Genomic DNA, 18,224 nt, shown 5'->3' on the forward strand with positions numbered 1-18,224 from the left:
CGTCCACTCATGCCTTGCTGAATGCAGTCATCACGATGAAGATGAACCGATCCTGCTGAGTCACCTGCAGGCAACCACGACAACGCAGACCTCGCCATGAAAAAACGCCAGCTCGGCAGCAGCCACCTCGAAGTCTCCGCACTCGGGCTCGGGTGCATGGGTTATGGCGAGGCGGCCGACAGGCAGGAAATGATCCGGCTGATCCGCGCGGCCGTCGAACGTGGCATCACGTTCTTCGACACGGCCGAGTCCTACGGCCCGTTCACGAATGAAGAAGTGGTCGGCGAGGCGTTGGCGCCGTTGCGTGGCGAGGTGGTGATCGCCACCAAGTTCGGGTGGGACATCGACCCCGAGACCGGCGTCTTCCACGGGGGCGTCAACAGCCGTCCGCAGCAGATCAGGCGTGCGGTCGACGGCATGCTCAGGCGGCTGCAGGTCGACTGCATCGACCTGCTCTACCAGCACCGGGTCGATCCCGACGTGCCGATGGAAGACGTGGCGGGCGCGGTGCAGGCCTTGATTCAGGACGGCAAGGTCAAGCACTTCGGTCTGTCCGAAGCGGGTGCGGAATCGATCCGCCGCGCCCACGCCGTGCAGCCCGTCACCGCCCTTCAGAGCGAATACTCGCTGTGGACCCGGGAACCCGAGGCGGACGTGATGCCCGTGCTCGAAGAACTCGGCATCGGCTTCGTGCCCTTCAGCCCGCTGGGCAAGGGCTTCCTGACCGGCCAGATCGACCAGGCGACCCGCTTCGACGCGTCCGACTTCCGCAACCGCGTGCCCCGCTTCGCGCTGCAGGCGCGCCAGGCCAATCAGGCGCTGGTCGACGGGCTCGGCGCCATCGCCGGGCGCAGGGGCGTGACGCGCGCGCAGATCGCGCTGGCCTGGCTGCTGGCGCAAAAGCCGTGGATCGTTCCCATCCCGGGCACCCGCAAGATCGAGCGGCTGGATGAAAACATCGGTGCCGCCTCGGTCGAACTGAGTGCCGACGACCTGCAGGAGATCGCGGCGCTCGCGTCGGCCATCCCGGTGCAGGGCGAACGCTATCCCGAGGACTTCATGAAACTTTCCGGCCGCTGAGTTGGTGATCCCGACAGAAGACCTGCGCGCCCTGCCGTCGGCCCCGGGCGTCTACCTGTTCCACGGCGAGTCCGCCCTGCCGCTCTACATCGGCAAGAGCGTCAACATCCGCTCGCGCGTGCTCTCGCATCTGCGCGAGCCGGGCGAGGCCCGCATGCTGTTGCAGACCCGCCGCGTGACGTGGATCCGCACCGCCGGCGAGATCGGCGCGCTGCTGCTCGAGTCGCGGCTCATCAAGGCGCAGCAGCCGCTCTACAACAAGCAGCTGCGCCGCTCGCGCGAGCTGTGTTCGTGGCGGTTCTGCGGTTCGCAGCCGGCCGTCGCGCCGGCGCTGGTGTATTCGCGAGACGTCGATTTCGCCGTCACCGACGGCCTGTTCGGCCTGTTTCGCTCGGCCCATGCGGCCAAGGATTTCCTGATCGACACCGCGCAGGCGCATCGCCTGTGCCTGGTGGCGCTGGGCCTCGAGCCGGCCACACGGCGTGGCTGCTTCGGGCTGCAGCTCGGGCGCTGCGACGGCGTGTGCGTGGGCCGCGAATCGGCCGCCTCCCATGCGCTGCGGGTGGCGCAGGCGCTGGCGCAGTGCGCCGTGCAGCGCTGGCCGTTTCCCGGTGCGGTCGGGCTGGTGGAGCGCGACGGCGACTGGGTCCAGACCCACGTGGTGCGCAACTGGCGCCATGAGCGCACGCTCGACGTCGGCGGCGCGCAAGACGCCCGCCCTCCGCTCGCCGACCCCGGTGCAGGCGCCGGCTTCGACCTCGACGCCTATCGCATCCTCGTCAAGCCGCTGCTCGACGGCGGCTGCGAGCGCATCCACCTCGAAGACTGAGCCCCGTCAGCGCCGATCGGCCTTGACGACGTGTTCGGCCAGCACCGGCGTGTGGACCAGCGCGATGCTCAGCCACACCGCGGCGCTGAAGTACAGCGACATCCACAGCACCTCGGTGTGCCAGTCGGCCCAGCGGTGCGAGACCACGCAGCGCTGCGTGGCGTCGACCAGGCCTTGCGCGAGGCTCAGGTACTGGCGCCCCGCGGCCTCGTCGGCGAGCCAGCGCGACCAGTACATCGGCACGTCGACCAGCGCCATGAACGCGACATACGCCAGGCCGGCGGCGCACCAGACGCCGAGCACGTTGCGCAGCCTGGCATCGCAGCGCGGCCAGATCGCGATCAGCGCCGTGACCGCCAGCGCCGCACTCAGGCTCCAGATCGACGCCTCGGCGACGTGGCCGATGTTGGCGGTGGTCAGCACCGCGAACCAGGCGCAGGTCTCCGCCAGCGCGATCAGCGGCACCAGCGCGCGCGCCGTCACCTTGCCGATCCGGCTACCGGCTGCGTCCGCGAGTTCATCCATCAGCAGCGCCCACTGCGCGGCAAAACACAGCTCGGCCACGGTGGCCACGCTGCGCCCGACGATGACGGTCGACAGCCAGGTGTCGACCAGGCACACCCGTGGCACGTCGAAGAGCGGAAACACCGATCGGAACGCGCAGCCGCCCACGTAGGCCGCCGACAGCAGCAGCTGCAGCCGCCGCGCCGCATGTGCGTGCGGGCCCAGCGCGGTGCTGCGCCGTTCGAGCGACGAAGCCGACGCCGCCCATGCCAGCAGGTTGAACAGGCTGACCGTGCCGAGAAAGCCCCACCAAACGAGGATGTCGAGTGTCATGTCGTGTTGTTGTCGTGTATCGATCGATGGCGTGCGATGCTGTGGCGGCATCCCGTCCCCAGCGAGCGCAGCTTCCATGACTTCTGGTTTCCGACCCTTCTCTGCCGGCCTGGCCTTCTGGCTGATGGCCCTGTCCGCGGCCGCCGCGCCGTCGGCGAAGTTCTCGTACCACGGCATCTGCGACGCCTCGGCCGCCGTCGCGCTGGGCCCCCGGCACTTCGTCGTCGCCGATGACGAACGCGACGTGCTGATGATCTACCGGCGCGGCGAGGCCCGGCCGGTGGGCAGCGCCGACCTGACGGATCACCTGGGCTCGCGCCGCCCCGGCCGCAAGCCCAGGGAGGCCGACATCGAAGGCGCCGCGATGCTGGGTGCGCGCATCTACTGGATCGCCTCGCACGGGCGCGATTCGGGTGGCGACATCGAGCCCACGCGCTACCGCTTCTTCGCCACCGAGGCGGTCGATGTGGCCGGCACGCCCGGCGTGCGCCCGCTCGCCACGCCGGCCTACGACGGCCTGCTGCGGGCGCTCGTGGCCGAGCCCCGGCTGGCGCAGTTCGGTCTGGCCGCCGCATCGCAACGCGCGCCTGAAGACGCCGACGGGCTCAACATCGAGGGGCTGGCCGCGACACCGTCGGGCGGCCTGCTGATCGGTTTTCGCAACCCGCGCCCGGGCGGCCAGGCGCTGCTGGTGCCGCTCGACAACCCGCGCGAGGTGCTCGATGCGGCGGCCCGGCCGGTGTTGGGCGACGGCGTGCGGCTCGACCTCGGCGGGCGTGGCATCCGCAGCATCGAGCGCATCGGCACGCGCTACGTCATCGTCGCCGGGCCGCACGACGACGGCAGCGGCAGCGCGGGAGATTTCGCGCTCTACACGTGGTCGGGCCGGGTCGGCGATGCGGCCCGGCCGGTGCCCGATGCGCCGCTCGGCAAGCGGCGCCCCGAAGCGCTTTTTGCCTGGGCCGAGACCGGCCTGGTGCAACTGCTGAGCGACGATGGCAGCACCCGCGTCGACGGCCGCGACTGCAAGGACAAGGCGGTGCCCGACAGGAAGAAGTCGTTTCGCAGCGTCGAGTTCATGCTGCCCGGCGTGACGGCCGGTCAATAGAACTCGGGCACGATCATGTCGCCGGGCACCGGCTGGCGGATGTAGTCGGGGTTGCGCACCCGCTCGGGCAACACCACGGTCGGGCGCTCGACCTCGTGGTAGTCGAACTGGCCGAGCAGGTGCTGGATGCAGTTGAGCCGGGCGGCCTTCTTGTCGACCGCCTGCACCACCCACCACGGCGCCTCGGCGATGTGGGTGCGCTCGATCATGGTCTCCTTGGCCTTGGTGTACTCCTCCCAGCGGCGCCGTGATTCGAGGTCCATCGGGCTCAACTTCCACTGCTTGAGCGGGTCGTGGATGCGGCCCAGAAACCGCAGGTGCTGCTCGTCGTCGGTGATCGAGAACCAGTACTTGAGCACCACGATGCCCGAGCGCACCAGCATGCGTTCGAACTCGGGCACCGAGCGGAAGAACTCCTCGTACTCGTCGTCGCTGCAGAAGCCCATCACCCGCTCGACACCGGCGCGGTTGTACCAGCTGCGGTCGAACAGCACCATCTCACCGGCGGCGGGCAGGTGCGCGGCGTAACGCTGGAAGTACCACTGCGTGCGCTCGCGGTCATTGGGCGCGGGGAGAGCCACCACGCGGCACACACGTGGGTTCAGGCGCTGCGTGATGCGCTTGATCACGCCGCCCTTGCCGGCGGCGTCGCGGCCCTCGAACAGGATCACCACCTTGCGGCGCGTGTGCGCCACCCAGTCCTGCAGCTTGACGAGTTCGCCCTGCAGGCGGAACAGCTCGCGGAAGTAGGCCATGCGCCGGGCCTTGCGCAGGTCGGCGGGCTCGCTGGCCGCTTCGGCGCCATCGCTGAGATAGCCCGACGCGTCGCGGTCCTCGATCTCGAGTTCGAGCTCTTCGTCGTAGCTGTCGATCAGGTCGCGCTGGATGCGCTCGACCAGTTCATCGTGATTCGGCAGTTCGGACATGGACGCGGTCTCCGGTGGCTGAACCACGCATGATTCAGCGCCGCCGTGACGAACGCATGACAGCGTCGCCAGCGCGCACAATGCTGGCGCTCGACACATCCACCCCACCGATCGATTCAAGGAGATCACCATGCCCAAGGGCCAGCGCAGCACCAAGGAAGCCAAGAAGCCGAAGAAGGACCAGCCGTCCAAGCCGGTGTCGTCCGAACCGGTGATGCCCACCAAGGTCACGGTCGTGCCCGACCGCAGCAAGAAGAAGTGATCGCTCGGTGATCGATCGCCTGCGGGCGGGCCCGGCTAGACGCCGCGCCGCTTGACCCGCACGCCGTCCGCCACGCTCGCGGGCGGGTAGACGATCACCTCGGCGCCGGCCGCCAGGCCTTGTTCGATCCACGCCAGGCTGCCGTTGCGCTCGGCCACCTTGACCGGCTGCAGCCGTGCGTGGCCGGCATCGACCACGAACACCGCGTGGCCCGGGCTCGCCGCAGCCTCACCCGCCGGCAGCGGGAACACCGCGCTCACCGGCACGCGCAGCACCGCGCTCTCGCTGCGCGTGACGATGCGCACGCCCACGCGGTAGCCGTCGCCCAGCGCGGCCCACTCGGCGCCCGGGCTGGTGATGTCGATCAGCACGTTGACCCGCTGCTCCTCCACGCCCAGCGCCGACACCTTGGTGAACGCCGCCGGCTCGATGCGTCGCACCCGGCCCTGCAGCACGGCGGGGCCGCCCCAGCGCTCGATGCGCACGGCGCTGCCGGGGCGCGCCAGCAGCGCGTCGGTGGTCAGCAGCTCGGCCACGATCTCCATCTGCGTGGTGTCGCCCAGCTCGATCAGCGGCGCGCCCAGCGCCACGGTCGCCTCGCTGGTGTGGTGCACCTTCAGCACCCGCGCCGACAGCGGTGCGCGCAGCGCGAACGGCGCGCCGTCGGCCCGGCCGGTGCCCGCGCTGCGCACGGCGCCGAGCGCGGCGCGGGCCTGATCGAGCGCGTGGCTGGCGACGTGTCCCGCCTCGGTCGCCGCGTCGAGCCCTTGCTGCGCCGCCTGCACCGCCAGCCGGTCGGTGTCGACCTGGGTCGGCGCCACGAAACCCTGTTGCGCCAGCTGCTCGGTGCGGCGCAGTTGCAGGGCGGCGCGTTCCAGCGCCACCTGCGCCGCGCCGACGCCGCTGCGGGCCTGCGCCACGCCGGCCTCGGCCGCACCGACCCGCGCCTGCTGCTCGCGCAGCGTGCGCTCGTCGAGCATCGGGCTCAACACCGGCCGCAGCGTGGCGAGCACCGCGCCGGCCTCGACCGCATCGCCCTCGCGCAGCGTCACGCGCTGCAGCCGCCCGGCCAGCGGCGCCGAGACGACGTAGCGCTCGCGCAGCCGGGTGCGGGCGTCCTCGTCGAGGGTGGTCTCGAACGGGCCGATGCCGGCGGTGGCGATCTCCACCTCGACCGGCCGCGGCGCGAAGGCCCAGCCCAGCATGGCGGCCAGTGCCACCGCACCGGCCGCGGCGATCAGGAGCGTCTTGCGGTTCATGTTCGGGTTCACTCTCTCGTCTTGAGCGCGGCCACCATGTCGAGCCGATCGATGCGCCGGCGCACCACCAGCGCGCTGGCCACGCCCGCGGCCATCACGCACAAGGCGGCCCACGCGTAGGTGCGCGGCAGGATCACCACCGGAAAGAAGAACTGGTCGCTCTGCAGCAGCCCGGCGATCAGGTGCACCAGCCCGTAACCGAGCGCCATGCCCAGCGGCAGCGCGATGCCGATCGAGATCGCCATCTCGCCCAGCAGCAGCCCCGACACCTCGGCGCGCGTGAAGCCCAGCACGCGCAGGCTGGCCAGCTCCCAGGTGCGCTCGGCCAGCGCGATGCGGGCGTTGTTGTAGACCACGCCGACCGCGATCACCGCGGCAAAGAAGGTCAGCACGCTGCTCATGATGCGGATGTTGCGGGCGCTGATCTCCTGCATGTTGCGCAGCATCGTGGCCTTGCTGAAGGCACCGGCCACGCGCGGCATGGCACGGGTGGCGTCGAGCAGCTCGCCCTCGCGGCCGCGCTCGATGGCGAGCACGAAACCCGACGACAGATCGCCCTCGCCGAGCGCGCGGTTGAGCGCGCTGCGGCCCATGTAGGCGTTCAGGCCCATCATCTCCTGCACCGTGGCGTCGACCTTCAGGTGCAGCGTGCGCGGCCGGCCTTCGAGCGGCTCGACCTGCAGCGTCTGGCCCACCTTCACGCCGAGCTTGGCGGCCAGCCGGTCGGTCAACACGAGGCCGTTGCCGTCGAGCCGGGTCTGGCGGTTGCGCACGTCGATCACGCGGTAAAGCTCCTGCGTGTCGCCGTAGCCGCGGATCTCGACACGCTCGCGCCGATGACCGTTGACCAGCGTGACGGGCACGAAGCGCAGCGACTCGGTCATCGTCACGCCCGGTGCGCGCGCCAGCTCGTGGCGGGCCGCATCGGGCGTGGCTTCGAGCAGCCAGACCGCCACGTCGCTGCGCATGCCGAGGTTGAACTGCGAGTCGACGATGAACTCGATCGCATCGCGGAAGAAGTTGCCCATGATCACGATCGCCACCGCCGCGGCCACGCCGCCGATCGACAGCCCCGTGCGCAGCGGCCGGCGCTCCATGTTGCGCACGATCATGCGCAGCGGCGTCGGGATGCCTTTCACGCCGAGGGTTTCGAGCAGCGTGCGCCGGTAGCGGCCGGGTGCGGGCGGGCGCATCGCCTCGGCCGGCGCCAGCCGCACGGTGGCGGCGATGGCGTTGAGCGTGCCCAGCACCGCGGTGGCCAGCGTCAGCGCCAGCGCCACCAGCAGCAGCCCCGGCGCGATGCGGTGCTCGAAACTCGGGAAGCGGAAGAACTCGGCGTACAGCCGCGTCAGCATCGTGCCCATCGTGTCGCCCAGCCCGATGCCGAGCACGAAACCCACCGCCACGATCGCCAGCACCATCTTCAGGTAATGCGCGGCGATGGCGCTGTTGGCGTAGCCCAGCGCCTTCAGCGCGGCGATCTGCTCGCGCTGCGTCGCCACCAGCCGCGACACCACCACGTTGAGCAGGAACGCGGCCACGCCGAGAAAGATCGACGGCAGCACGCTGCCGAGCACGCGCTGCTCCTTGATCTCGTTGTCGAGCATGGCGTGCGAGGTCTGGTCGGCGCGGCCGCTCGCCTGGCGCCCGCCGTAGGGCGCGAGCCGGCGTTGCAGCGCGTCGATCACCGCGCGTTCATCGGCGCCGGGCGCGAGCTTGACGGCCACGCGGTTGAACGCGCCGGCCATGTCGTAGGCCGCGGCCAGCGCCTCCTGGTCGACCCAGAAGACGCCGAAGCCGCGTGTGTCCGGCATGCCCCACAGGCCGGCGAAGATGTACTCGGGCGACAGCGCCACGCCGGCCACCACCAGCGCGCGCTGCTTGCCGTTGATCAACGCCGACAGCCGCGCACCGGGCTTCAAGCCATGCGCCACCGCGAACGACTCCGACACCCAGGCCGGCAGCGCGCCGTCGGGCAGCGCCCGGCCGGGTGACATCGAGGCGTCGTCGGCGTGGCCGCTGCGCAGCGTGATGCGGTTCATGCGCAGCGGCTGGCCGCGGTCGATGCCGATCAGCTGGCCGACGATCGGGTCGGTCGAGCCGGCGATCTCGACCCGCACCGTCTTCTCGGTGGTGGTCTGCACATCGGCCACGCCGGGCACATCGCGCAAGGTATCGACCAGCGCGAGCGGCGCGCGTTTCACGCCGGCAAACACGTCGGCAAAACGGCCCTCGGCATAGAAGCGATCGCGTGCCAGCGCCAGCGAATCGACCGCCGACAACGTGGTCAGGAAACCGCCGATGCCGCTGGCCACCACCAGCGCGATCGTCAGCGCCTGGCTCCACATGCGCAGCAGGTCGCGCAGCAGCTTGCGGTCGAGCGCTTTCATGGCGCGGTGTCCCGCATCACCAGCTCAACTCGGCCGGCGACACCTTGTGCGCGTTGCGTTCGACCCGCAGGATGTGGCCGTCGCCGAGGTAGATCACGCGGTCGGCCATGCCGGCGATGGCCGCGTTGTGCGTGATCACCACCGCGGTGGTGCCCAGCTCGCGGTTGATGCGCGCGATGACGTCGAGCACGCGCTTGCCGGTGCTGTAGTCGAGCGCGCCGGTGGGCTCGTCGCACAGCAGCACGTCGGGCTTCTTGACGATGGCACGCGCGATCGCCACGCGCTGCTGCTCGCCGCCCGACAGCTGCGCCGGAAAGTGGTCGCGCCGCGCGCTCAGGTCGACCAATGCGATGGCCTCGTCGATGTCCATCGGGTGCGCGGCGATGTCGGTCACGAGCGCGACGTTCTCGCGCACCGTCAGGCTCGGGATCAGGTTGTAGAACTGGAACACGAAGCCGACGTGCTCGCGCCGGTAGCGTGTCAGCTCGGCCTCGCTGGCGCCGCTCAAGAGGTGATCGCCGAAGCTGACCTCGCCGCGCGTGGGCACGTCGAGCCCGCCGAGGATGTTGAGCAGCGTGCTCTTGCCGCTGCCCGAGGCGCCCAGCAGCACCACGAACTCGCCGCGCGCGATCTCCAGCGAGACGTCGTGCAGCGCGATCACCTCGACCTCGCCGCTTCCGTAGACCTTGGCGAGGTCGCGGGCGCGAAAGACGATCGGTGCGTCGGGCGGCATGCGGTGGGGCTCCTTCAGCCGATTCTCGGCAGCGGTGCGAAGCAGGGCTTGAGAGCGATCAAGTCATGCGGGATCAGGTCGCCTGGCCTTTTGCCGCCTCGCCGTGCAGCCAGGCCAGGAACGCCTCCACCGCCGGCCGCTTGGCGTGGCGCGGCGGGTAGACGGCGAAGTGCGCCTTGACCTTGATCGCCTTGTCGAGCCCGAACACCGGCCGCAGCCGGCGCTCGGCGATGTGCCGGCCGGCGATGGTGGTGCTTTCGAGCGCGACGCCGAGGCCCTGGGTGGCGGCGTCCAGCGACATCTGGGCCCGGTCGAAGCGCACGCTGAAGCGCTCCGGCGCGTGCTGGTCGGTGAACGCCGAAAACCAGTCGGCCCACTGCACCACGCTGACGTTGCTCTGGATGAGCTTGACGCCCAGCAGGTGCTCGGGGCGCTTGAGCCGATGCTCGCGGATGAACTCCGGGCTCGCCAGCGGCACGATGCTTTCTTCGAACAGCGGCTCGACCACCAGGTCGGGCCAGTTCGGCACGCCGTAGCGGATGTCGATGTCCGACTGGCCGAGTTCGAAGTCGCTGGGTGTGTGCGCTGACGACAGGTTGAGCGAGATGTCTGGGTAGGCCTGCGCGAAGCCCTGCAGGCGCGCCATCAGCCACAGGCTCGCGATGCTCGGTGCCGAGTGCACGTAGAGGCTGTTGCGGACGCCCTGCCGCAAGTCCTCGGTCGCGGCCGCGATGGCCGAGAGCGCGCGGCCGATGCGCGACAGGTACGACTCGCCCGCCGGGCTGATGCGCACGCCGTGCGCGCTGCGCTCGAACAGGCGCACGCCCAGGTGCGCTTCGAGCCGCGTCACCTGGTGGCTGATGGCCGACGCCGTGAGGTGCAGTTCCGCGGCCGCGAGCGCAAAGCTGCGGCGCCGGGCCACCGCCTCGAAGGCCTGCAGGTTGGTGATGGGCGGGATGTAGGACATGGGGTCAACCCTGCTGTTGAGTGACGGTTCGTCATCTTAGGTTGATGACACATCGCTTGTCGTCATGAACGCAAATGCCGACCATTCGTCCCAAGCGCTGCGCAGACCCGCCCCCCGAATCCCGATTCCGAACCCTTCACTTCCGCCTGGAGATCCAAGACATGCTGCTCAAAGACAAGGTTGCCGTCATCACCGGTGGTGCCGGCCTCAACGGCCTCGGCTTTGCCACCGCGCGCCTGATGGCGGCGCAGGGCGCCCGCGTCGTGGTGCTCGACCTGGCCGGCGCCGAGCCGGCCGCAGCGGCGGCGCAACTCGGCGCCGGCCACCTCGGCTGGGTGGCCGACGTGACCGACAAGGCCTCGTGCGACGCCGCCGCGGCCGCCGTGCTGCAGGCCTACGGCCGCATCGACGTGCTGGTCAACAACGCCGGCATCACGCAACCGGCCAAGACGCTCGACATCACCGGCGCCGACTACGACCGCATCCTCGACGTCAGCCTGCGCGGCACGCTGTACATGTCGCAGGCCGTGCTGCCGGCCATGCAGCAGCAGAAGAGCGGCTCGATCGTCTGCATCTCGTCGGTCTCGGCGCAGCGCGGCGGCGGCATCCTCGGCGGACCGCACTACTCGGCCGCCAAGGCCGGCGTGCTGGGCCTGGCGCGCGCCATGGCGCGCGAGTTCGGCCCCGACGGCATCCGCATCAACTGCATCACGCCCGGCCTGATCGGCACCGACATCATCAAGGGCAAGCTCACCGAAGAGAAGAAGGCCGAGATCGCCGAGACGATCCCTCTCGCCCGCCTGGGCCGTGCCGACGACATCGGCGGCGCCTGCGTCTTTCTGGCCAGCGACCTCTCGCTCTATTGCACCGGCATCACGCTCGACGTGAACGGCGGCATGCTGATCCATTGAGCCCTGCCCCCCCACCAGTTCAAACACGACGGAGACAAGACACCATGCAACGCAATCAATTCACCCGCACCCTTCTGGCCCTGGCGGCCGGCGCCCTCTTATCCCCGATGGCAGTGCAGGCGCAGACCGTCAAGCTGACGCTGGGCCACGGCGCGGCACCGGGCAATCCGCGCCACGAAGCCGCGGTGAAGTTCGCCGAGGTGCTCAAGGCCAAGACCGGCGGGCGCATCGAGGTGCAGGTCGCACCGTCGGCCCAGTTGGGCGACGATGCCGCGATGGTGACGGCGCTGCGCACCGGCGCACTCGACATGTCGGCCAACTCGCAGGGTGCGGTCGCCAATGCGGTGCCCGAGTACGCCGCTTACGGCATGCCGTTCCTGTTCTCGAACGCGGCGCAGGCCTTCAAGCTGCTCGACGGCCCGCTCGGCAAGGAGCTGAGCGACAAGACCGCAGCGAAGGGGCTGGTCGTGCTCGGCTACTGGGACAACGGCATCCGCCACATGACCAACAGCAAGCGGGCGATCACCCAGGTCGAGGACATGAAGGGCCTGAAGATGCGCACGCCGCCCGACGCGGTGCTGGTCGACATCATGCAATCGCTCGGTGCCGAGGCGCAGCAGATCAAGTTCGCCGAGCTCTACGTGGCGCTGCAGCAGGGCGTGGTCGACGGGCAGGAGAACCCGCTCGTCAACATCCACGCCAGCAAGCTCTACGAGGTGCAGAAGCACCTGGCGCTGACCAGCCACATGTTCCAGATGACGCCCTTCCTGATGAGCAAGCGCACCTGGGACCGGCTGTCCGAGGCCGATCGCAAGGCCGTCACCGAGGCCTCTGCCGAGGCCACCGCGCTGCAGCGCAAGCAGTCCCAGGAGGTCGACGACAAGCTGCTCGGCGAGCTCAAGGCCAAGGGCGTGCAGGTCACCACGGTCGACAAGGCCGCCTTCGAGAAGGCCACCGCCGCGGTGGATGACAAGTGGCTGGCGATGCCGATCGGCCCGTACGTCAAGAAGGTCATCGCGGCCGCTCGCGCCAAGTGAGCTGATCGGAGTGACGGCCCGGGCGCCCGTGGCGCCCGAGCCGCCTCATTGAGGAGACTGACATGAATGCTGTCGAACGAAACCCGGTCGAACGAGGCGTGGTGGGCCTGTGCCGTGGGGTGCTGTGGTTGAGCACGGCCACCATCTTCGTGATCCTGGTGGCCAACACGGTGCTGCGCTACGCCCGAGGGTCCAGCCTGCAATGGGCCAACGAGGTGCCTGAGCTGCTGTTCCCCTGGCTGGTGATGGCCGGCGTGGTGATGGCGGCGGTGCACAGCGCGCACATCGCCACCACCTTCCTGATGGAGGCCGTGCCGGCTGCCGTGCGGCGCGGGGTCGGGGTGGTGAGCTGGCTGGTGGTGGCGGGCCTGTACGGCACGCTGGCCATCGCGACGTTTCGCATGCTCGACATCGTGCACGACGAGACCTCGCCGATCCTGCAGGTGCCCGGCTCGCTGACCTACGCCTGCGTGATGGCCGGCATGGCCCTGCTCGCCTTGCTGGCACTGCAGTCGGCCTGGCAGGTCTGGCGCAGCTCGACCGAGCCCGTGCCGAACGCCGAACCCAGCGTGCCGACGGCGCATTGGTGAACCCCTGATCCAACGGAGAACACCATGAGTGCCCTCATCCTCCTCGTCTTTCTCGGCGCGGCCGTGGCCGCCATGCCGATCGCCCACGCGCTGCTGCTGGCGGCGATGACCGCCGCCGCCACCTCCGACCGCGTGCCGCTGGACCTGCTGGTGCAGCAGATGGTCGCGCAGGTGCAGAGCTTTCCGCTGATCGCGATTCCGTTCTTCATGCTGACCGGCACGCTGATGATGGGCGGCAAGCTCGGCGAAGCGCTGGTCGGCGTGCTGTCGACGCTGATCGGCCGCTTCCACGGTGGCCCGGCGCAGGTGGGCGTGCTGTCGTCGACGCTGTTCGGCGGTGTTTCCGGCTCGGCGGTGGCCGACGCCTCGGCGATCGGCTCGCTGCTGATTCCGTGGCACAAGCGGCTCGGCTATCCGGCGGCGTTCTCGGCGGCGACGCTGGCGGCCGCGGCCACCATCGACATCATGATCCCGCCGTCGATCCCGATGATCCTGTTCGCGCTGACCGCGAACGCGTCGATCGCCTCGCTGTTCGTCGCCGGCGTGCTGCCCGGCCTGCTGATGTGCGGGGGTTTCATGGCGGTCTGCTGGTGGGTCGGCAAGCGCCGCAACTTCCCGCGTGACACCACGCCGTTCGACGGTGTCGCCTTCCGCAGGCACCTGCTGTACGCCCTGCCGGCCGTCGTGCTGCCGGTGCTGATCATCATCTTCCTGCGCTTCGGCATCGCCACGCCCACCGAGGTGGCCGTGCTGTCGACGCTCTACGCCGGTCTGGTCTCGGCGGTGATCTACCGCGACCTGAGCTGGCGCCGGCTGGACGACGCGGTGGTGCATGCCGGCCTGGCCACGGGCGTGGTGCTGCTGGTGATCATGGCTTCGGCCGCGATCGGCTGGCTGCTGACCTTCGACCAGATGCCGCAGGGCATCGCTCATTGGGTGCAGCAGAACGTGGAGATGAAGTGGCTCGTGATCCTGCTGATGAACCTGCTGATGCTGTTCATGGGCATGTTCATCGACCTGCCGGCCGCCGTGCTGCTGCTGACACCGGTGTTCGTGCCACTGGCCCAGAGCATCGGCATGGACATGACGCAGCTCGGAATCATGATGGTCGTGAACCTGGCCATCGGCCTGTACACGCCGCCGGTGGGCACCACGCTGTTCATCACCAGCGCACTGGCCAAGGTCAAGGTCGGCCAGACGGTGCGCGAACTGGGGCCCTTCTACCTGGTCGCCTTCGGCGTGCTGGCCCTGGTGTCCTACGTGCCGGCCAGCATCCTGAAATGACCCGCGCCCAACCTTCCTTCACGGAGATTTCCATGACGACGACAACCGCTGAACGGGCCGAACTGGCCGAGCTTCGACAAGTGGCCTACCGCATCCGCCGCAATGCCTTGCGCATGGGCGAGGTGCAGGGCCAGGGCTACATCGGCCAGGCGCTGGGCTGGGCCGACGTGCTGGCGGTGGCCTACGGCCACGCACTCAACCTGCGCCCCGACGAACCCGAATGGGAGGGCCGCGACCGCTTCCTGCTCTCGCACGGCCACTACGCGATCGCGTCCTACGCCGCGCTGATTGAGGCCGGCATCATCCCCGAGAGCGAACTCGAAACCTACGGCAGCGACGACAGCCGCCTGCCGATGTCGGGCATGGCGACCTACACGCCCGGCATGGAGATCTCGGGCGGCTCGCTGGGCCAGGGCCTGGCGATCGGCGTGGGCATGGCGCTGGGCCTGAAGCACAAGAAGAACCCGGCCTTCATCTACAACTCGATGTCCGACGGCGAGCTCGACGAGGGCGCGGTCTGGGAGGCCGCGATGGGTGCCGCGCACCACCGCCTGGACAACCTGATCTGCCTGATCGACATCAACAACCAGCAGGCCGACGGCCCGTCGTCGAAGGTGATGGGCTTCGAGCCGCTGGCCGACAAGTGGGCCGCCTTCGGCTGGCACGTGCAGCGTGTCGACGGCAACGATCTGGCGGCGGTGCTGGAGGCCTTCGACGCCGCACGCAACCTGACCGAAGCCAAGCCGCGCGTGATCCTGTTCGACACGCTGATGGGCAAGGGCGTGCCCTTCCTGGAGACGCGCGACAAGAACCATTTCATCCGCGTCGACCCGCCGGAGTGGCAGCAGGCCCTGCAGATCCTGGATCAATCGCAAGCTGAAGGAGCGCAAGCATGAGCGCCGTGAACACCACCGCCACCGAGAAGAAGCCGCGCCTGACCACCTCGGCCATGATCGCCTCGATCGCCTCCGAAGGGCAGCGCGTCAAGGCCGCGCCGTTCGGCAAGGCGCTGGTCGAACTGGCCGCGACCCGGCCCGAGATCGTCGGCATGACGGCCGACCTGGCCAAGTACACCGACCTGCACCTGTTCGCGCAGGTCTACCCCGAGCGCTTCCACCAGATGGGCATGGCCGAGCAGCTGCTGATGGCGGCGGCCGGCGGCATGGCCAAGGAAGGCCTGATCCCGTTCGCCACCACCTACGCGGTGTTCGGCACCCGGCGTGCCTACGACTTCATCCACCAGGTGATCGCCGAGGAGAACCTCAACGTCAAGATGTGCTGCGCGCTGCCCGGCCTGACCACCGGCTACGGCCCCAGCCATCAGGCGACCGACGACATCGCGATGATGCGGGCCATCCCGGGCCTGACCATCGTCGACCCCTGCGATGCGCTCGACCTCGAACAGGCCGTGCCGCAGATCGCTGCGCACAAGGGCCCGGTCTACATGCGGCTTGCGCGTGGCAACGTGCCGCTGGTGCTCGACGAATACGACTACAGCTTCGAACTCGGCAAGGCCAAGATGCTGCGCGAGGGCAACGAGGTGCTGGTGATCTCCAGCGGCTTCATGACCATGCGCGCGCTCGAAGTGGCGCAGACGCTGGCGGCCGACAACATCGGCGTGGCGGTGCTGCACTGCCCGACGATCAAGCCGCTCGACGAGGCCACCATCATCGAGGCCGTGAAGTACAAGCATCGGCTGGTCGTGATCGCCGAGAACCACTCGGTGATCGGCGGACTGGGCGAGGCGGTGGCGAGCGCGCTGCTGCGCCATCGCGTGCAGCCGGCGGGCTTCCAGATGGCGGGGCTGCCCGATGCCTACCTCGACGCCGGCGCGCTGCCGACGCTGCACGACCGCTACGGCATCAGCCGCGAAGCGCTGGCCGGCCGCATCAAGGGCTGGCTGGGCTGATCCGGGGCTTGAAGGTGAAGGCGCGGCGCGGCGGTCGCCTCGGGGATAGCCCCCGCTGCCCGCGCCGGTTGCCGGGTGCACCATCCGGGGCTTTCCACGCCCAAGGAGTTCACCCGATGAAATTCGAAACCCTCGCCGTGCACGGCGGCTACAGCCCCGATCCGACCACCAAGGCGGTCGCGGTGCCGATCTACCAGACGGTGGCCTACGCCTTCGACGACACCCAGCACGGCGCCGACCTGTTCGACCTGAAGGTGGCGGGCAACATCTACAGCCGCATCATGAATCCGACCAACGCGGTGCTGGAGCAGCGCCTGGCGGATCTGGAAGGCGGCATCGCCTCGCTGGCGATGGCCTCGGGCATGGCGGCGATCACCGCGGCGATCCAGACCATCGCCGAGTCGGGCGACAACATCGTCTCGTCGAGCACGCTCTACGGCGGCACCTACAACCTGTTCGCGCACACGCTGCCGCAGCAGGGCATCGAGACCCGTTTTGCCGACCCGCGCGACCCGGCCGCGTTCGCCGCGCTGATCGACGCGCGCACCAAGGCGGTGTTCTGCGAGTCGATCGGCAACCCGCTGGGCAACATCACCGACCTGCGCGCGCTGGCCGACGTGGCGCATGCCGCCGGCGTGCCGCTGATCGTCGACAACACCGTGCCCACGCCCTACCTGTGCCGGCCGTTCGAACACGGCGCCGACATCGTGGTGCATTCGCTGACCAAGTACCTCGGCGGCCACGGCAACTCGGTGGGCGGGGCGATCGTCGACTCGGGCAAGTTCCCGTGGGCGGAGCACAAGGCGCGGTTCCGGCGTCTCAACGAACCCGACGTCAGCTACCACGGCGTGGTCTACACCGAGGCGCTCGGTGCGGCCGCCTACATCGCCCGCGCCCGCGTGGTGCCGCTGCGCAACATGGGCGCCGCTTTAAGCCCGTTCAACGCCTTCCTGATCCTGCAGGGCATCGAGACCGTGGCGCTGCGCATGGACCGCATCTGCGCCAACGCGAAGGCCGTGGCGCAGCACCTGCGCGGCCACGCCAAGGTCAAGTGGGTCAACTACGCCGGCCTCGAGGATCACGCCGATCACGCGCTGGCCCAGCGCTACCTCGGCGGCCGTCCGTCGGGCATCCTGACCTTCGGTGTCGAGGGCGGGCGTGATGGCGGCGCGCGGTTCCAGGACGCGCTCAAGCTCGTCACCCGGCTGGTCAACATCGGCGACGCCAAGTCGCTGGCCTGCCATCCGGCGTCGACCACGCACCGCCAGCTCGGCCCCGAAGAGCTCGCCAAGGCGGGCGTGACGGTCGAGACCGTGCGCCTGTCGATCGGCATCGAGCACATCGACGACCTGATCGCCGACATCGACCAGGCGCTCGCCGCGGTCTGACGCGCCGGGCTCAGGCCGGCTCGCCGCCTGCTGCGGCGGCGGCGAGTTCGCGCAGGCAGCCCAGGCACAGGCAGCCGACGTAGCGCGTGCGCAACTCGGCCTGCAGCGCCGCGCTGAGCGTCAGCGTGCTGCAGGCGCAGGGCGCGGCGTCGCGGGCGCCGCAGTGGAAACCGCCGCCGCAGCGCGCGCAGCGGTCGTCCAGGGCTGCGGCGGTGGCGGGCGGGCGGGTGTCGGGGGCGTTGTCGTGGCGGTCCATGCGGCGAGCTTACGGCGTCTGCCAATTGTCAATTCGAGCCCATTTCTGTGTCGGGATGTAGAACCGGTGTCAGTGGTCGCACACGCCGGTTTCGCCCGGGTTTCCCCGCGGTGCAGCAATTTCACGGCCCGAGCCCCGCATTGCAAACCGAAACGACTGGCGGAACTGGTTACGCCCTGCCGCCGCATGCCGGGCACCATGCGTTCCATGCCGAGCCACCTCACCGCCATCGCCACCCGCCGGGTTGATCCCGACGCCGGTCGTGTTGCGCAGGATCAACGCATTGCCCGGGCGGCCTGGCCACTGGGCAGCGCCCTGGCGCTGCTGGCGGTGCTGGTGTTGGTCGGCAGTGACACAGCGGCGCAACAGTTGCGTGCGCATGATGTCGCTCAGAGTCTGAACCGATTGCTTCGTATCTGATCGCGTTCGAGGCGGCGGCCATCCGGCCGACGCCTGGG

General features: G+C 69.6%; 19 protein-coding genes. 12 read left to right on the forward strand and 7 right to left on the reverse strand.

The genetic code is table 11. The features are described 5' to 3' along the window. The first annotated feature begins 96 nt into the window (after window positions 1–96). On the forward strand, window positions 97–1,080 hold the full coding sequence (locus LCHO_RS21215; protein WP_012349252.1) for an aldo/keto reductase: 984 nt from the start codon (window positions 97–99) through the stop codon (window positions 1,078–1,080). Between the two features lie 4 nt (window positions 1,081–1,084). Then, window positions 1,085–1,909, forward strand: a complete 825-nt coding sequence (locus LCHO_RS21220; RefSeq protein ID WP_420805707.1) for an endonuclease — start codon at window positions 1,085–1,087, stop codon at window positions 1,907–1,909. Window positions 1,910–1,915: 6 nt separating this feature from the next. Here the strand turns inward: LCHO_RS21220 and LCHO_RS21225 are convergent, their stop codons facing one another. Beyond that, window positions 1,916–2,746 (reverse strand): hypothetical protein, encoded by an 831-nt coding sequence (locus LCHO_RS21225; protein ID WP_012349254.1) that lies wholly within the window; start codon window positions 2,744–2,746, stop codon window positions 1,916–1,918. Window positions 2,747–2,822: 76 nt separating this feature from the next. On the opposite strand from LCHO_RS21225, the gene LCHO_RS21230 reads away from it, so the two are divergent. Then, window positions 2,823–3,854, forward strand: coding sequence for a DUF3616 domain-containing protein (locus LCHO_RS21230; RefSeq protein ID WP_012349255.1), 1,032 nt, complete (start codon window positions 2,823–2,825; stop codon window positions 3,852–3,854). Here LCHO_RS21230 and ppk2 read toward each other — a convergent pair. Next, complete coding sequence (gene ppk2, locus LCHO_RS21235; protein WP_012349256.1) at window positions 3,848–4,780, reverse strand: polyphosphate kinase 2; 933 nt, start codon at window positions 4,778–4,780, stop codon at window positions 3,848–3,850. The two genes, LCHO_RS21230 and ppk2, sit on opposite strands and share 7 nt — an antisense overlap. A 130-nt stretch (window positions 4,781–4,910) precedes the next feature. Here ppk2 and LCHO_RS24165 point away from each other — a divergent pair, with 130 nt between their 5' ends. Continuing rightward, window positions 4,911–5,042, forward strand: coding sequence for a hypothetical protein (locus LCHO_RS24165; RefSeq protein ID WP_012349257.1), 132 nt, complete (start codon window positions 4,911–4,913; stop codon window positions 5,040–5,042). Between the two features lie 35 nt (window positions 5,043–5,077). On the opposite strand, the gene LCHO_RS21240 is transcribed toward LCHO_RS24165, so the two are convergent. From LCHO_RS21240 to LCHO_RS21255, 4 genes are all read right to left on the reverse strand, one after another. Continuing rightward, window positions 5,078–6,301 carry an efflux RND transporter periplasmic adaptor subunit gene (locus tag LCHO_RS21240; RefSeq protein WP_012349258.1) on the reverse strand — a complete coding sequence of 408 codons (1,224 nt, stop codon included), beginning with the start codon at window positions 6,299–6,301 and terminating at the stop codon, window positions 5,078–5,080. An 8-nt stretch (window positions 6,302–6,309) separates the two neighbouring features. Further along, the gene (locus LCHO_RS21245) at window positions 6,310–8,691 is read right to left on the reverse strand and encodes an ABC transporter permease (RefSeq protein WP_012349259.1); all 2,382 of its coding nucleotides are present in this window, start codon (window positions 8,689–8,691) and stop codon (window positions 6,310–6,312) included. Window positions 8,692–8,707: 16 nt separating this feature from the next. Further along, a complete protein-coding gene (locus tag LCHO_RS21250) occupies window positions 8,708–9,424 on the reverse strand; it encodes an ABC transporter ATP-binding protein (protein WP_012349260.1) in 717 nt (238 codons plus the stop codon). A 73-nt stretch (window positions 9,425–9,497) separates the two neighbouring features. Then, window positions 9,498–10,391, reverse strand: coding sequence for a LysR substrate-binding domain-containing protein (locus LCHO_RS21255; protein WP_012349261.1), 894 nt, complete (start codon window positions 10,389–10,391; stop codon window positions 9,498–9,500). A 161-nt stretch (window positions 10,392–10,552) separates the two neighbouring features. Here LCHO_RS21255 and LCHO_RS21260 point away from each other — a divergent pair, with 161 nt between their 5' ends. From LCHO_RS21260 to LCHO_RS21290, 7 genes are all read left to right on the forward strand, one after another. Beyond that, window positions 10,553–11,302: an SDR family NAD(P)-dependent oxidoreductase gene (locus tag LCHO_RS21260; RefSeq protein WP_012349262.1), complete on the forward strand. Its 750-nt coding sequence runs from the start codon at window positions 10,553–10,555 to the stop codon at window positions 11,300–11,302. A 44-nt stretch (window positions 11,303–11,346) separates the two neighbouring features. Further along, window positions 11,347–12,339: a TRAP transporter substrate-binding protein gene (locus tag LCHO_RS21265; protein ID WP_012349263.1), complete on the forward strand. Its 993-nt coding sequence runs from the start codon at window positions 11,347–11,349 to the stop codon at window positions 12,337–12,339. 62 nt (window positions 12,340–12,401) lie between these two features. Then, window positions 12,402–12,929 (forward strand): TRAP transporter small permease, encoded by a 528-nt coding sequence (locus LCHO_RS21270; RefSeq protein WP_012349264.1) that lies wholly within the window; start codon window positions 12,402–12,404, stop codon window positions 12,927–12,929. 24 nt (window positions 12,930–12,953) lie between these two features. Next, window positions 12,954–14,213 (forward strand): TRAP transporter large permease, encoded by a 1,260-nt coding sequence (locus LCHO_RS21275; protein WP_012349265.1) that lies wholly within the window; start codon window positions 12,954–12,956, stop codon window positions 14,211–14,213. A gap of 32 nt (window positions 14,214–14,245) precedes the next feature. Then, a complete protein-coding gene (locus LCHO_RS21280; RefSeq protein ID WP_012349266.1) occupies window positions 14,246–15,109 on the forward strand; it encodes a transketolase in 864 nt (287 codons plus the stop codon). After that, window positions 15,106–16,122 (forward strand): transketolase family protein, encoded by a 1,017-nt coding sequence (locus LCHO_RS21285; protein WP_012349267.1) that lies wholly within the window; start codon window positions 15,106–15,108, stop codon window positions 16,120–16,122. The genes LCHO_RS21280 and LCHO_RS21285 overlap by 4 nt, the downstream gene beginning before the upstream one ends. Before the next feature lie 116 nt (window positions 16,123–16,238). Continuing rightward, on the forward strand, window positions 16,239–17,510 hold the full coding sequence (locus tag LCHO_RS21290; protein ID WP_012349268.1) for an O-acetylhomoserine aminocarboxypropyltransferase/cysteine synthase family protein: 1,272 nt from the start codon (window positions 16,239–16,241) through the stop codon (window positions 17,508–17,510). A 10-nt stretch (window positions 17,511–17,520) separates the two neighbouring features. On the opposite strand, the gene LCHO_RS21295 is transcribed toward LCHO_RS21290, so the two are convergent. After that, window positions 17,521–17,766 (reverse strand): cysteine-rich CWC family protein, encoded by a 246-nt coding sequence (locus tag LCHO_RS21295; protein WP_012349269.1) that lies wholly within the window; start codon window positions 17,764–17,766, stop codon window positions 17,521–17,523. Window positions 17,767–17,973: 207 nt separating this feature from the next. On the opposite strand from LCHO_RS21295, the gene LCHO_RS21300 reads away from it, so the two are divergent. Continuing rightward, window positions 17,974–18,186, forward strand: coding sequence for a hypothetical protein (locus tag LCHO_RS21300; RefSeq protein WP_190274825.1), 213 nt, complete (start codon window positions 17,974–17,976; stop codon window positions 18,184–18,186). Window positions 18,187–18,224 lie beyond the last annotated feature (38 nt).

This window comes from Leptothrix cholodnii SP-6 (assembly GCF_000019785.1).
GTDB classification, from domain to species: domain Bacteria; phylum Pseudomonadota; class Gammaproteobacteria; order Burkholderiales; family Burkholderiaceae_C; genus Sphaerotilus; species Sphaerotilus cholodnii.